Here is a 13,334-nt window from a genome sequence, read left to right as displayed (position 1 = left end):
CGCTTACAATATTTTGTTCTTTTTATCGAATATTTCACATAATAAAAACACCTTTTCTTCCTATTAAGGATAAAAAGGTGTTCAATCGCCGATTAGTTTGTAAATTTCGCCGTTAAAATTGCGTTAATCGCCGATAGTTCTGCCAATACCGCCGATAGAGTGCCAGGCACTTAAAATGGCACTTATAATCTGCCTGCTGCTTGCAAAGTGACAGCCAACATTTTTGCGAATTGACCTCGTGTAATATACTGATTCGGGTTTAAATTTGCATTGTCATCTAAAGCACCGATTGTATATAGTGTCTGCGTGTGACGTAATAACTCTCCTTGGAATGTATAGCTATCTTCAAAAGGTAAAATGGTTGTATCATCTTTATCTTCTAGCACAAAATCAACTGCATCCAATGTGCGTCCTAGCATCAATATCGCCTGCTGACGTGTAATTTTGCCATTCGGTTCAAAAGTAGTTGGCGTTTTGCCATGAATAATGCCTAATGAATGTAAAGCACCTACATGACCACCGTACCACGATGTTTTTAGATTTATGTCTGTAAACTGTTTCGTTGGCTCCTGCTGAAAGCTAAATGCACGGACGAGCAAAGCACTAAACTGTGCACGTGTTAAAGAATCATTTACACCGAAATTATCTGGTGTACGCCCACGAATAATTCCTCGCTCTGCCAAAGTTTGAATGTAGGAGCTAGTTGATGTCTTTGCTAAATCTCGGAAATAGAGTTGCTCAGGTTGCACAAACTTCAACTCTGCATTGTTGTGAATTATCGCAACCACACGATCTCCTTCATCTCGATAGGCAACGGGTTCCATTCCTTTTTTCAATACTTGCTGTAGCACACCGGATTGTCCATTTTTAAAAATGACAACTTCAAGCGGTTGACGGTTATTGACGATATTCGCTTTAATGCTATAGACTCCATTTTTTTCAGCTGCAGAAATTGTAGCACCATAGGCGGAATAGATTGTCATATTTTCTGTTTTCGTATGTACGTAGTGCGTCGGTTCTTCATAGGCGGAAGCTTCTATCGGGAAAGCGATTGATGCCCCCAGCAATACGAGGATAGTCGTTGTTTGAAATATTCTTTTCATATTGCTCCTCCCTTTTATTATTTTCTATAACTATCATAATAGATTTAATTGTTTAAAAATATAGTATTTTTAGCACATGCTCCTACAGTTACCTACCTAAAAAAACTTCGCCTACTATCAAATAGTAGAGCGAAGTTCCTTCATGAATCATTTATTTAATAACATATGCAACTCATGTAATTTTTTAATTTCATAATGAGGCTTTATATCAGTTGTGTTTTGCATATCGCGAATGTTAAACCAGCACGTATCAATCCCTGCTAGTAAACCGCCTTTCACATCAGATGTTAGTGAATCTCCCACAATTAAAGTCTTATCTTTATTTAATCCGTCAATACGGTCAAAAACATAATCAAAAAATGCTGGCATCGGTTTCTGATAGCCCGTTTGCTCTGAAATAAAAATACCTTTAAAATATTTTGCTAAATCTGCATCTGCTAATCGTTTATTTTGTGTTTTTGTCAAACCATTTGAAACGACGTATAAATCGTAACTGTCTGCAAGTTGTGCAATCAGCTCATATGCCCCATCTACGTAATGATGTGCTTCCTGCAAATACTTTTGGAAAACAGTTTCAACATACTCGCCGTCTACCTCTATGCCAAATTCCTTTAACGCGATTGAAAATCGAGTATTATGTAGAGAAGTTTTCGTTACTTCGCCTCGCTCAAAAGCACGCCACATTGACTCATTAATTTCTTTATAGCGGGTAATCATAGTCGGTGTAGTCGCAATTTTTTCTTGTTCAAATAAACGGTTTAGTGCTGCATCTTCAGCTAAATTAAAATCTAATAAAGTGTCATCTACATCAAATAATAGTATTTCATACTTACTCAAAACAAATTCCTACTTTCTTCGTTACGGTCTTCCCGCCTTGCTTTCTCTATCATAACGTTTTTTCAGAAAAATAGCAGTGTAAACACTCATTCTTTTCTTTGCATTCGCGTATTAAAAGAAACCCGTTTTTGGACAATATGCTGCCATTGTGTACATGCAAAAGTATTCTAAACATAATACCACATGCCTATTTCGTTCATCATTGTAGTTTTCTTCCAAAGATTGAAAAGCGGTGAGATTATTTAGAAGCGTTTTTTATATCGATACACGAATAAAATTTCCAAGAAAGGACAAAAATATGCTCTTTCAATAATTTCATATTTGAAAATATCACTGAATATGAGACAATAGAATGCTAGAAAGGAAGATGTACGAAAAATGACGACCTTACAAAAAATTACGCCCAGCTTTGATCCGTGGGAAGCATATTTAGATGTCGAACAACATGGGCACATGACCCTATCAAATATTGAATTTACAACAACAACCCTTTGTAATATGCGCTGCGCTCACTGTGCTGTAGGCTATACATTGCAAAATAAGGATCCAGAGGCACTGCCAATGGACATAATCACGAAACGCCTTGATGAAATTCCACACTTAAAAACACTTAGTATTACTGGTGGCGAACCGATGATGTCTAAGAAATCAGTTCAAAATTATGTACTACCCCTATTAAAATATGCACATGCACGTGGAGTTCGTACGCAAATCAACTCGAACTTAACAATCGAGCCAGAACGTTATTTACTCATTGCACCTTATTTAGATGTTTTACATATTTCTCATAACTGGGGTACAGTTGATGAATTTGTTGAAACAGGATTTGCAATGATGGCACGTAAGCCTACCTATGAGCAACGTGCAGCTCTTTTCCAACGCATGATTGATAATGCGCGTATGCTTGCTGAGCATGGCGTTATGGTTTCTGCTGAAACAATGCTCAACAAAAAAACGTTGCCTTACTTAGAGCACATCCACAACCAAATTATTAATGAGATGCAATGTGCTCGTCATGAAGTACATCCGATGTATCCGTCTGACTTCGCAAGTTCGCTAACATCTCTTTCTCTAGAGGAAACACGTGCAGCGATCCATCATTTACTTGATGTACGCGATGAAAATACTTGGATGCTCTTTGGTACATTGCCGTTTTATCCTTGTAGCACTAATGAGGAAGATCAAAAACTATTAAAACGGTTACGAGAGACTAAAAACGTCACAATGCGTAATGATCCAGACGGTCGTTCACGACTAAATGTCAATATCTTTACAGGTGATGTCATCGTTACAGACTTTGGTGATGCATCAGCTCTCGGTAATATCGTTCATGATAAACTACCAGCAATTTTCGACAAATGGATGGCTACAGATTTAGCAAAATCTTTAAACTGCCACTGTCCAGCTGTGAAATGTTTAGGTCCGAATGTCTTAGTTAAAAATATGTATTATCAAGACACGACTTTTATGAGCGGCTCAGCGAAACTTTAACTATAAAAAATGTCCAATGCAACTGAATGCATTGGACATTTCTGCTGTAGATAAACTTTCATAATTCGTTGATTTCCGTTCCCTCTGCACCCTTTCCGCGGACACACACAGAACGTATGACGTTGGCACCTCGCAAGTTAGCGAGCGGACAACAACGGTACAGCAGAAAAAGTGTTAGATTGATGGCCGTCAATCTAACACTTTTTTCTCTTTTGTCTCAATTTATTTCTTAATATAGCTATTTGTTAAATCAATTCATTTGCCAGTAGTTTATAGCAATTCAAGCGACTTTCCTGCGCATATTGATTGCAGTTTAGCATCACTTCATCAAAGCCATATTGTTCCTGCTCTGCTACTAAAAATGCTGCAACTTCCTTCGGTGTGCCTACAATATTTGCTTTGCGGTTGTTGGCAATCATCATTTTATCCATCTCTGTTAATGGATAATCCTTCGCCTCTTCTGGTGACATCGCCTGAATAATTTGCCCCTTCATAAGCTGAAGGCGCGTAATATCAATTGGCTTAGCTAAGTATTCCGCTTCCTCTAACGTATCAGCAACCGTTGTTGCATAGGTAACGATAATTTGCGGTTTTTCCATATAATAAGAAGGTGTAAAATAAGATCTATACGTATCAAAAATATCTTTGGACATATTACCCGTAAAGAACTGAGCATACGAATAACCTACACCACGTTGCCCTGCCTGCATGGCACTTTGACCACTTGAGCCGAGCAACCACGCTTCTGGTAATTGTATGTTAGTAGGCGAAGCAATCACTTGATCATAGACAGACTCGCCCGTTTTTTGATTATTCATCAATTTTAAAATGATATCGAGCTTATCATATTGTTCATTAAAATGTTGTCTACGTCCCTCTGCTAATGCATAGATTGATGCATGGTCTCCACCAGGAGCACGGCCAACACCAAAGTCAATGCGATTCGGTGCTAGTGCACTTAATGTTTTAAATACTTCTGCCAGCTTGTAGGGAGAATAATGCATCATCATGACGCCCCCTGTGCCAATCCGCAGACGTTTTGTTTTCGCCGCTAAAAAGGCTGCTGTAATTTCAGGTGCTGAGCTTGCTAGTGATTCGCTACTATGATGCTCTGCTAACCACATGCGATTAAAGCCAAGTTCTTCCCCTAAGAGCGCTAATTGTTCTGTACGCAAAAAGGCCTGTTCAGCAGTATGACCTTTCGGTACAGGAATTTGATCTAAAATACTTAATTTCAATGAAAACACCCTCTCTGTCTGTATGCTCTCCTTTCTACTGTAATATAGTCATCCCTTTTTACAAAGCAAAAGCACTTACTGATATGCGAGCTGTTTCATTTCCCAAGTTTCATAAACAATGCCAACAAGCATTCCTTTTTGTTTTGAATCAAGTACAACATCGTTAAACTTCATTGCAAAAAGCTTAAATTCAGTTACTTCCTCATTCACTATGAATTGCAATATGGCATGTCCTTTTTCGTCTGAAAATAGAATATCCCCTGAAAGCTCCACGACATGTTGACCCGTTTTCGCCTTATAATAACGCCAATACGGCTCTGTAAAAGCATAATTAAAGGCATCACGGACTTTCACGTCAGCAAAATCAACCAAATATCCTTCCTTTACTGTATCGATATATACATTATCCGTAATATCTTTTTTCGCATTAAACACATACCCTACGAGCACACCCATAAATACAACACAAACAAACACTCGAAAATGATTTCCTAAAGACAAATGTCATCACGTCCCCTTTACGCAAAAACACCATTTCCTTCATAATACATTAAAATAATTACATAAAGTAGAATATTTTTGTATTTTGTAGATTTTTATAGTTCCTCAACAAATGATGCATACTAAACGTGGTAGCTAAAAATTAATACAAGCTATTTACAGTCACTCCGTGTTCCTTTAATATCAGATTATTATTAGAGAAAAGAGATGACGTTTGTGCCCTTCGATTTAGACCCAAATATATTATTAATTCTTATTATTTTTGGCTTTTTGGCTGCATTTATCGACTCTGTAGTTGGTGGTGGTGGGCTCATTTCATTACCTGCTCTCCTATTTGTAGGATTACCACCATCCGCAGCTGTCGCAACAAATAAACTAGCGGGTACAATGGGATCTTTAACTAGTACCATTACGTTTTACCGCTCTGGGAAGCTAGATATTAAATCTGTCTATAAGCTGTTTCCTTTTGTTTTTTTCGGCTCCATGATTGGCGCATGGATTGTCCATTTAATTGATCCAAGTGTTTTAAAGCCTTTAATGTTAATCATGCTAGCGGCTGTAGCTGTTTATACGATTTTCAAAAAAGACTGGGGTAGTATTTCCACATATAAAAAGCTAACACCTAAACGATATGCTTTTTTCGTCCTTATTATTACTTTAATTGGCTTCTATGATGGTTTTTTAGGCCCTGGTACCGGATCATTCTTACTGTTTGCCTTTTTAATCGTTGGCTTTGACTTTTTAAAATCAGCCGGCAATGCCAAGTTTTTAAACTTTGGAAGCAATATAGCAGCGCTTCTAATGTTTATATACTTAGGTCAGATTCATTATACTTACGGCTTCGCTATGGGACTAGCTCAAATTGCAGGTGCGATAGTCGGTTCAAAATTTGCTATTAAACGCGGGAGTAGTTACGTGCGTAAACTATTTATCGTTGTTACCATCCTATTATTGCTGAAAAATACATACGACTATTTTTCGTGAAACAATTCTTACCTCTATTATGAGGTAAGTTTTTTTTCATTGCTTCAACTTTTTCCCCACTTTCATACGTCTAGTAGTTGTATACAAATTGAAAATGTTAAAAAGGAGCTTCTTTGGACATGAAAACAAGAAATGCATTTCAACATGAAGAGGTGTTTGTCCAGTTAATTCGTGAACAGAAAGAACGATTTTATTTGCTTGCCTATAGCTATACGAAAAATGAGCAGGATGCACTTGATATAGTACAAGACAGTATTCAAAAAGCCATGCTTTCTCTCGATCGATTAGAGCATGTGGATTACATGAAAAGCTGGTTTTACAAAATTGTTGTACGTACAGCCATTGATTTTTTGCGCAAGCATAATCGCTTACAAGTGACGGATGATAACACTTTACAATATTTAACTCCTGCTCAAGAAGATATTTACGAGAACATCGATTTAGAGCATGCTTTAGAGGAATTACCTCAAATGTACCGTGAAGTCGTGATTTTACATTATTTCGAAGATTTAAAGTTAGCTGATGTTGCCAACATACTGGACATAAAGCTAAGCACAGCTAAATCACGCCTATATAAAGCTTTAAAACTGTTAAAAATACAACTCCAAGATGGGAAGGGAGAAACAGCACATGGATAAAAAATTAGAAGAGTTAAAAAAACATTATAATGACGTTCCAATACCAAAAGAGCTTGACTTTGTAGTTGAAAGTGCACTAAAACAAGGAAAAAGGAAGAAAAAAAATCGAGGACCGCAATGGTTACTTGGAACAGCGGCAGCTGCTATGCTATTTACAGCTAGTTTAAATATTAGCCCTGCAATGGCACGTACATTGTCTGATATTCCTGTAGTAGGGAGTGTCATAAAAGTACTGACATGGACAGAATATGAAGTAGCTGATGACACATATGACGCTACTATTAAAGTACCTTCTATTGAACATTTAGAAAATACAGATCTTGCAAATGCTTTAAATGAAAAATATCGTTCAGAAGGAAAAGCACTTTATGATGACTTTATTGCAGAAGTTGGCGATTTGAAAGCAAATGGCGGTGGTCACTATGGAATAGATAGCGGCTATGAAATTAAAACGGATAACGACCAGATTTTATCGATAGGACGTTATATTGTCAATACAGTAGGATCATCATCTACCGTTATGCACTATGATACGATTGATAAACAAAACGAAATTTTAATTACGCTGCCAAGTCTATTTAAAGATGATAGCTATATTCATGCTATTAGTGAGAATATTAAAGAACAAATGCGTGAACAAATTGCTGCAACAAACGAAGATAAAGTGTATTGGATTAAAGGAGCGGGCTTGCCTGATGAAGATTTAATGGAAGTGTTTACTACGATCAATAAGGAACAACAATTCTACATTTCTGAAAAAGGAAAACTCGTTATTTCATTCGATAAATATGAAGTAGCACCTGGCTATATGGGTGTAGTGGAATTTGAAATTCCAACAGACGTTCTTCAAAATAGTCTTGTAAGTAATAAATATATTCATTAATCGCAGGCACTATCTCATTTAATGTGAGATAGTGCTTTTTTATGACTTATAATCTTTCAACTTTTTGTCAAAGCTAACTTGTATCAAAACATGTTAGAGGGTTTTCAAATGAAAGGTGTAGGATCAATTAGTATTTTACATGTTGTCTTCCTAGCAATGACCGTTATTGGCTTAAAAAATCACGTTACAATTATGCCTCCGTTATTGGAAACTGCAGAAAGAGATAGCTGGCTATCTGTAATTTTTACATCGATTTTAATGTTTCCTTGGCTCTTTCTTTTAGTTTATATTCATAGAAAATCGAATCAAGAGCCTTTAAAAGATTGGCTACCACAAAAAATCGGAAAAATCGGTTCTAAAATCGTGATTTATACTATTGCAATTTATCTTATCATTATTGCGGCCTTTACAATGATTGAAACCTTACAGTGGGTAAATACCACTTTTTTACCTAGAACGCCAAGGTTAATCTTGCTTGCTATATACGTCGTTCTTTGTATCCTACTTGTTACGACAAGTTTACAAACGATCGTCATCGTCAATGTATTCGTTTTATTAGCTGTAGTCGTTTTTGGATTTTTTGTTGCCTTTACAAACTTACAAGTTAAGGACTATGACCTACTACGTCCTTTTTTTGAACATGGATTTACGCCTGTTTTACAGGGGCTCATCTACCCCGCCTCGGGATTTTCGGAATTAATATTATTTTTACTCATACAACACCAAATTAAAGATCGTATGCGTTGGCATCACTTTGCCATTATACTCCTAATTTTAGCAGGGCTAACAATGGGTCCCCTCGTTGGTGCCATTACAGAGTTTGGACCAGCAGAGGCCTCAAAACAACGCTATCCGGCTTACGAAGAATGGGGCTTAGTAACAATAGGACGCTATGTGGAGCATCTAGACTTTCTTTCAATTTATCAATGGTTAACTGGCACATTTATTCGAGTCGGATTTATTTTATATATTGTTACAGATTTATTGGGCATGGCAGGAGATCACCGACGTATTTGGAAATTCATTGCACTTCCATTCTTTTTTATATGTCTACCACTAATGTTATTAAATGAACACATATTTCTACAACTTAAAGGAAATTATATGTTAGCAGGTACATTTATTTTCTTTTTCTTACTATCCATATTTTTAATGATTGTAGCTTTCATGTCAGGAAAGAAAGGAAAAAAATCTAAAGCCGATACCCAAGACACGGAAAGTGGTGACACTTGATGCCTTCAACAGAAAAGCCCTTAGTTTTATCAACCTTAAAGCAGTTATTTGAAAAGTCTGTTGATGTTCATTTTCAAGAATATGCATTCCAGCAACATAAAGTACAATTTGTCATCTGTGAGGCGATGATTGATCAACAACTTCTCAATGATGTCATTGTCATGCGTGTTCAAGCTCTTTTTGATAATTTAAAGGACGCATCACTACAAGATGCTATTAATAAACAGTTACACATCCCTGGCCTACAACAAGTAACAGACCAGTCAGAAGCCATTACACTTATTTATAATGGCCATTTACTTCTTTTTTTTGAAACGGATGATCTGCTTTATGCCAGTAATATTGCCAGAAAGCCTAATCGTAATCCTGAAGAAACTAGGATGGAAGTACTCGTTAAAGGACCTAGAGATAATTTTATTGAAGATATCTCGGTCAATATTGCATTAATACGAAAACGACTACCTACGAATTCCTTATGTGTAGAAAAAATGGAACTTGGGAAACGCTCAAAGACAACCGTTGCTATACTTTATTTTGGCGACATTGCGAACTTGGAAATTTTAAATAGTATAAAAGTACAATTACAATCAGTCGATACGGATATTGTATTTAGCGGTGATTTACTAATGGAGCGTGTAAACAAAAATACAAGGTTTTTCCCAAAAACTGATTATACAGGACGGCCAGATTTTGCAATTCAATCATTGATACGAGGACGTTTTTTAATTTTTGTAGATGGCGTAGCTTATGCTGTCATTACACCTGTTAATTTATTTTTACTGTTAAAGTCAGGGGAAGATAATGAATACCCGATTGTTTTTAGTTCACTTGAACGTTTACTACGTATATCTGGAATTTTTATCGGCCTACTGTTACCTGCTTTTTGGCTTGCTTTAACAACCTATCACCAAAATCAATTACCTTTATTGCTTTTAGCAACTGTTGTCCAAGGTCGAACCGGCCTACCCTTCCCCTCTTCGCTTGAAATGCTATTGATGCTATTAATGTTTGAGCTGTTTAGAGAAGCAGGCTTACGTCTACCATCTGTAATCGGTGGAACGATAAGTGTCGTTGGTGGTTTAATTATTGGCGATGCAGCAATACGTGCAGGTGTTACAAGTCCAGAAATGATTGTAATTATTGCCGTTTCTACCATTGCTTCCTTTACACTCGTTAATCAATCGCTCGTTACGACAATCAGTATTTTCCGCGTTGGCTTCATTTTATTAAGCGGCTTTTTTGGTTTATTCGGCTTTTTTATTTCACTATACGTAACCCTTCTTTACTTATGTAATATTAGAATATTCGGTAACTCTTATATGCAAATTGGCGCTGATTTAGATTGGTCAACCATTAAAAAAACACTGTTACGCTTATCACCAAAAGGTTATACCAAGCGTCCAAACTATATTGCACCACAAGATCAAACCCGTACGAGTGAGGATAAAAATGAATAAAAAAATACTCAGTATAATGTTGTTAGTATTCACTACACTGTTATCAGGGTGTTGGGATGTCACTGAACCACAAAGAATGTACTATGTCCATGCGCTTGGTATAGATTATAAAGATGGCAATTATGAAACTTACATGCAAATTATTGATTTTGCCAATATAGCCAAATCCGAACAGCCAAATAATCCGCAAGCTCAACAGGCTGAAATTGGACATGCAAAAGGTAAAACAATTGAAGATTCTCTTTTCGATTTATATCATTCCATTGATCAAAAAGCGTTTTGGGGACATATCACCTATATTATACTTTCAGAAGAAGTAATGAAGAACAACAAGGTAAATCAAGTGCTCGATTTTTTAACTCGTTATCGTGAAACACGATATCAAATTTGGGTTTATGGCACAAAAGAGCCACTCGATGATTTACTTGTAGTTACACCGATAAATAATAAGGCTCTTACATTATCTAAACTCGGTGATCCGTTAAATTCTTTTAAACAAGAATCTTTTGTCGCACCGATTAACTTACGAAAATTAGTGATCGGTCTAAATGAGCCAAGTCATGAAGTTTATCTTCCATTAGTATCAATTGATAAAGGATGGGTATCTTCCAAAGGACAGTCGGAATCAGTGGAAATAAAAGGTATTACACTACTATCTAAAGAAGGATTAAAAGGATTTCTCACCGAAGAAAACGCAAATGGTATTAAATGGATGACCAATGAAACAATACGCAGTGAAATAACCGGGCAAATTGGAGCGAATAAACAATTCGTAACCGTTACATTAGATCATTTAAAAGTTCATATTTCTCCAGTCGTAAAAAACGAAAATGTACAATTTGATATCGAAATAAAAATGGAGGCTAACGTTCTTGGTATTACAGAAGAAATTACGACCAAAGAAATTCGTCAATTGGTCAAAAAACAGGTAGAAAAAGAAGTAAGGGAAACATTTAAGGAATCGTTAGCATTGAATACAGATATTTACCGTTTATCTGAACAGCTATATCGTAAAGATGTTAAAACATGGAAAAAATTAGAGAATAACGGTAAAATCGACTTAACGGAAGATTCTATTCGCAACATAAAAATAACAGTAATCAAAGTAAACCCTGGTAGGGAATCTTTTATTGAAACAATTACAAAATAGCAAGTAAATTAAAACAAAGGCATCGAGTATTGATTTACTCGATGCCTTTTGAATATGTTTAACATCTAAACTATTGTACTACTTTTTCAATTTCTGTTTTACGAAATTGAATATGATGTAATTTTGCGAAAATACCGTCTTGTGCCACTAGTTCCGTATACGTACCATCCTCTTCAATACCATTTTGTGTGACAACAAGCACCCGATCCGCATTACGGATAGTCGCTAGACGATGCGCAATGATGAGTGTTGTTCGATTTTCAGCAAGTTCCGCTAACGATTGTTGAATAATCATTTCCGTTTCTGTATCTAGCGCAGAAGTTGCCTCATCCAAAATTAAAATCGGTGGATTTTTCAAGAACATACGTGCAATGGCAATACGTTGCTTTTGCCCACCAGATAGCTTTAAGCCACGTTCACCAATCTGTGTCTCATAACCATCTGGAAGCTCTGCAATAAACGATTCTAAATGCGCCCTTTTAGCTGCTTTTTCAACGTCTTCATCACTTGCACCTAAACGACCATAAGCAATATTTTCTCGAATTGTCCCTGTAAATAAAAAGACATCTTGTTGTACAATGCCAATTTGTTCTCGTAGAGAGGCTTGTGTCATATTACGTACATCCAAGCCATCAATCGTAATCGCCCCTTTAGTGACATCATAAAACCTTGGAATTAAAGAACAAATTGTCGTTTTTCCAGCTCCAGATGGACCAACAAAGGCAATTGTTTGTCCTGCATGCACATCAAATGAAATACCTTGTAAAACAGCTTTTGACGTATCATAATTAAAATCAACATTTTTAAACGAGATGTCTCCACATAAATGTGTTACTTGCTTTGCTCCCTCACGATCCTGAATTTCTGGCTCCTGCTCTATTAACTCACGGAAACGCTTAAAGCCTGCCATCCCTTTCGGATACAGTTCTAACAACGCACTAATTTTATCGATTGGTTTAATAAGAACATTTGTATACAATACAAAGCTTACAAGTCCTCCGTACGATAATTTCCCATTAAAGCTTAACCAGGCTCCTACTACTAGGACAACTAACGTTAACAAACGAGTCATCATATAAATACTCGAATGCGCCCCTGCCATAATCTTATAGGCGTATAATTTTGCCGAACGGAAAAAACCATTTTGCTCCTTAAAACGTTCCATTTCATACGCTTCATTTGTAAAAGATTTCACAACGCGCACACCTGAAACGCTATCCTCCACACGACCGTTTACATCTGCAATTTTAACGTACAACGTCTTCCATGCATTGTTCATCTTAATGTTACTAACTGTTACAAGCCACATTAAGAACGGCACCATAATCGCTGCAATTAATGCAAGTGTTGGATTGACATTAAACATAATAACGAAAGCACCCACAAACGTCATAATAGCAATAAATAAATCTTCTGGACCGTGATGGGCAAATTCACCAATATCAAATAAATCATTTGTAATTCTGCTCATAATATGCCCAGTTTTCGTATTATCAAAGAAACGGAATGATTGGCGCTGGACATGATTAAACAGTTCTTGTCGCATATCGGTTTCAATATTTATACCAAGTTTATGCCCTAAATAATTGACAATAAAGTTTAGTACGGTGCTAAGTACGTATACTAGCAATAGCAACATACTTACTTTGACAATCATACTCCACTCCCCTGTAGGCAGTAGTTTGTCAATGAACCATTGAACAGCTAATGGAAAGGCGAGCTCTAGTATTGCTACAATAATCGCACTAGAAAAATCGACAACGAATAATCGTTTATGTGGTTTGTAGTATGAAAAAAACTTTTTATACATATATGTCTC

Annotated in this window: 12 protein-coding genes; 7 read left to right on the top strand and 5 right to left on the bottom strand. The window is 36.5% G+C overall.

The window, feature by feature from the left end; translation table 11 throughout:
- Nucleotides 1-182: 182 nt before the first annotated feature.
- Complete coding sequence (locus tag NSQ74_RS13845) at nt 183-1,103, bottom strand: S-layer homology domain-containing protein (RefSeq protein WP_340824054.1); 921 nt, start codon at nt 1,101-1,103, stop codon at nt 183-185.
- Nucleotides 1,104-1,250: 147 nt separating this feature from the next.
- Nucleotides 1,251-1,940 (bottom strand): YjjG family noncanonical pyrimidine nucleotidase, encoded by a 690-nt coding sequence (locus NSQ74_RS13840; protein WP_340824053.1) that lies wholly within the window; start codon nt 1,938-1,940, stop codon nt 1,251-1,253.
- Between the two features lie 378 nt (nt 1,941-2,318).
- Between NSQ74_RS13840 and yfkAB the strand changes: the two genes are divergently transcribed.
- Nucleotides 2,319-3,431 (top strand): radical SAM/CxCxxxxC motif protein YfkAB, encoded by a 1,113-nt coding sequence (gene yfkAB, locus NSQ74_RS13835; protein WP_340824052.1) that lies wholly within the window; start codon nt 2,319-2,321, stop codon nt 3,429-3,431.
- 245 nt (nt 3,432-3,676) lie between these two features.
- On the opposite strand, the gene NSQ74_RS13830 is transcribed toward yfkAB, so the two are convergent.
- Entirely contained in the window at nt 3,677-4,669 is a 993-nt protein-coding gene (locus NSQ74_RS13830) for an LLM class flavin-dependent oxidoreductase (protein ID WP_340824051.1), read from the bottom strand.
- Nucleotides 4,670-4,744: 75 nt separating this feature from the next.
- The gene (locus NSQ74_RS13825; protein ID WP_340824049.1) at nt 4,745-5,170 is read right to left on the bottom strand and encodes a hypothetical protein; all 426 of its coding nucleotides are present in this window, start codon (nt 5,168-5,170) and stop codon (nt 4,745-4,747) included.
- A 216-nt stretch (nt 5,171-5,386) separates the two neighbouring features.
- Here NSQ74_RS13825 and NSQ74_RS13820 point away from each other — a divergent pair, with 216 nt between their 5' ends.
- The 6 genes from NSQ74_RS13820 to NSQ74_RS13795 all read left to right on the top strand — a co-directional run bounded on the left by NSQ74_RS13820 (nt 5,387) and on the right by NSQ74_RS13795 (nt 11,515).
- Entirely contained in the window at nt 5,387-6,154 is a 768-nt protein-coding gene (locus tag NSQ74_RS13820) for a TSUP family transporter (RefSeq protein WP_340824048.1), read from the top strand.
- Nucleotides 6,155-6,273: 119 nt separating this feature from the next.
- Entirely contained in the window at nt 6,274-6,792 is a 519-nt protein-coding gene (locus NSQ74_RS13815) for a sigma-70 family RNA polymerase sigma factor (RefSeq protein WP_340824046.1), read from the top strand.
- A complete protein-coding gene (locus NSQ74_RS13810; protein ID WP_340824045.1) occupies nt 6,785-7,675 on the top strand; it encodes a DUF3298 and DUF4163 domain-containing protein in 891 nt (296 codons plus the stop codon). The genes NSQ74_RS13815 and NSQ74_RS13810 overlap by 8 nt, the downstream gene beginning before the upstream one ends.
- Before the next feature lie 108 nt (nt 7,676-7,783).
- Nucleotides 7,784-8,908 (top strand): endospore germination permease, encoded by a 1,125-nt coding sequence (locus NSQ74_RS13805; protein WP_340824044.1) that lies wholly within the window; start codon nt 7,784-7,786, stop codon nt 8,906-8,908.
- Nucleotides 8,908-10,365 (top strand): spore germination protein, encoded by a 1,458-nt coding sequence (locus NSQ74_RS13800; RefSeq protein ID WP_340824042.1) that lies wholly within the window; start codon nt 8,908-8,910, stop codon nt 10,363-10,365. Before NSQ74_RS13805 ends, NSQ74_RS13800 begins: the two co-directional genes overlap by 1 nt.
- On the top strand, nt 10,358-11,515 hold the full coding sequence (locus NSQ74_RS13795) for a Ger(x)C family spore germination protein (protein ID WP_340824040.1): 1,158 nt from the start codon (nt 10,358-10,360) through the stop codon (nt 11,513-11,515). Before NSQ74_RS13800 ends, NSQ74_RS13795 begins: the two co-directional genes overlap by 8 nt.
- 70 nt (nt 11,516-11,585) lie before the next feature.
- Here NSQ74_RS13795 and NSQ74_RS13790 read toward each other — a convergent pair whose 3' ends face one another.
- Nucleotides 11,586-13,325, bottom strand: a complete 1,740-nt coding sequence (locus tag NSQ74_RS13790; RefSeq protein ID WP_340824039.1) for an ABC transporter ATP-binding protein — start codon at nt 13,323-13,325, stop codon at nt 11,586-11,588.
- Between the last annotated feature and the right edge of the window lie 9 nt (nt 13,326-13,334).

The organism is Lysinibacillus sp. FSL W8-0992 (assembly GCF_038008685.1).
Lineage (GTDB): Bacteria > Bacillota > Bacilli > Bacillales_A > Planococcaceae > Lysinibacillus.
The sequence above is the reverse complement of the archived record's forward strand: the minus strand, read 5'-3'. Positions and strand labels throughout refer to the sequence as shown.

Excerpts from the sequence above, each read along its gene's own strand:
- NSQ74_RS13845 (WP_340824054.1), bottom strand. The coding sequence starts at position 1,103 with ATGAAAAGAATATTTCAAACAACGACTATCCTCGTATTGCTGGGGGCA.
- yfkAB (WP_340824052.1), top strand. The coding sequence starts at position 2,319 with ATGACGACCTTACAAAAAATTACGCCCAGCTTTGATCCGTGGGAAGCA.
- NSQ74_RS13815 (WP_340824046.1), top strand. The coding sequence starts at position 6,274 with ATGAAAACAAGAAATGCATTTCAACATGAAGAGGTGTTTGTCCAGTTA.
- NSQ74_RS13810 (WP_340824045.1), top strand. The coding sequence starts at position 6,785 with ATGGATAAAAAATTAGAAGAGTTAAAAAAACATTATAATGACGTTCCA.
- NSQ74_RS13805 (WP_340824044.1), top strand. The coding sequence starts at position 7,784 with ATGAAAGGTGTAGGATCAATTAGTATTTTACATGTTGTCTTCCTAGCA.
- NSQ74_RS13800 (WP_340824042.1), top strand. The coding sequence starts at position 8,908 with ATGCCTTCAACAGAAAAGCCCTTAGTTTTATCAACCTTAAAGCAGTTA.
- NSQ74_RS13795 (WP_340824040.1), top strand. The coding sequence starts at position 10,358 with ATGAATAAAAAAATACTCAGTATAATGTTGTTAGTATTCACTACACTG.
- NSQ74_RS13790 (WP_340824039.1), bottom strand. The coding sequence starts at position 13,325 with ATGTATAAAAAGTTTTTTTCATACTACAAACCACATAAACGATTATTC.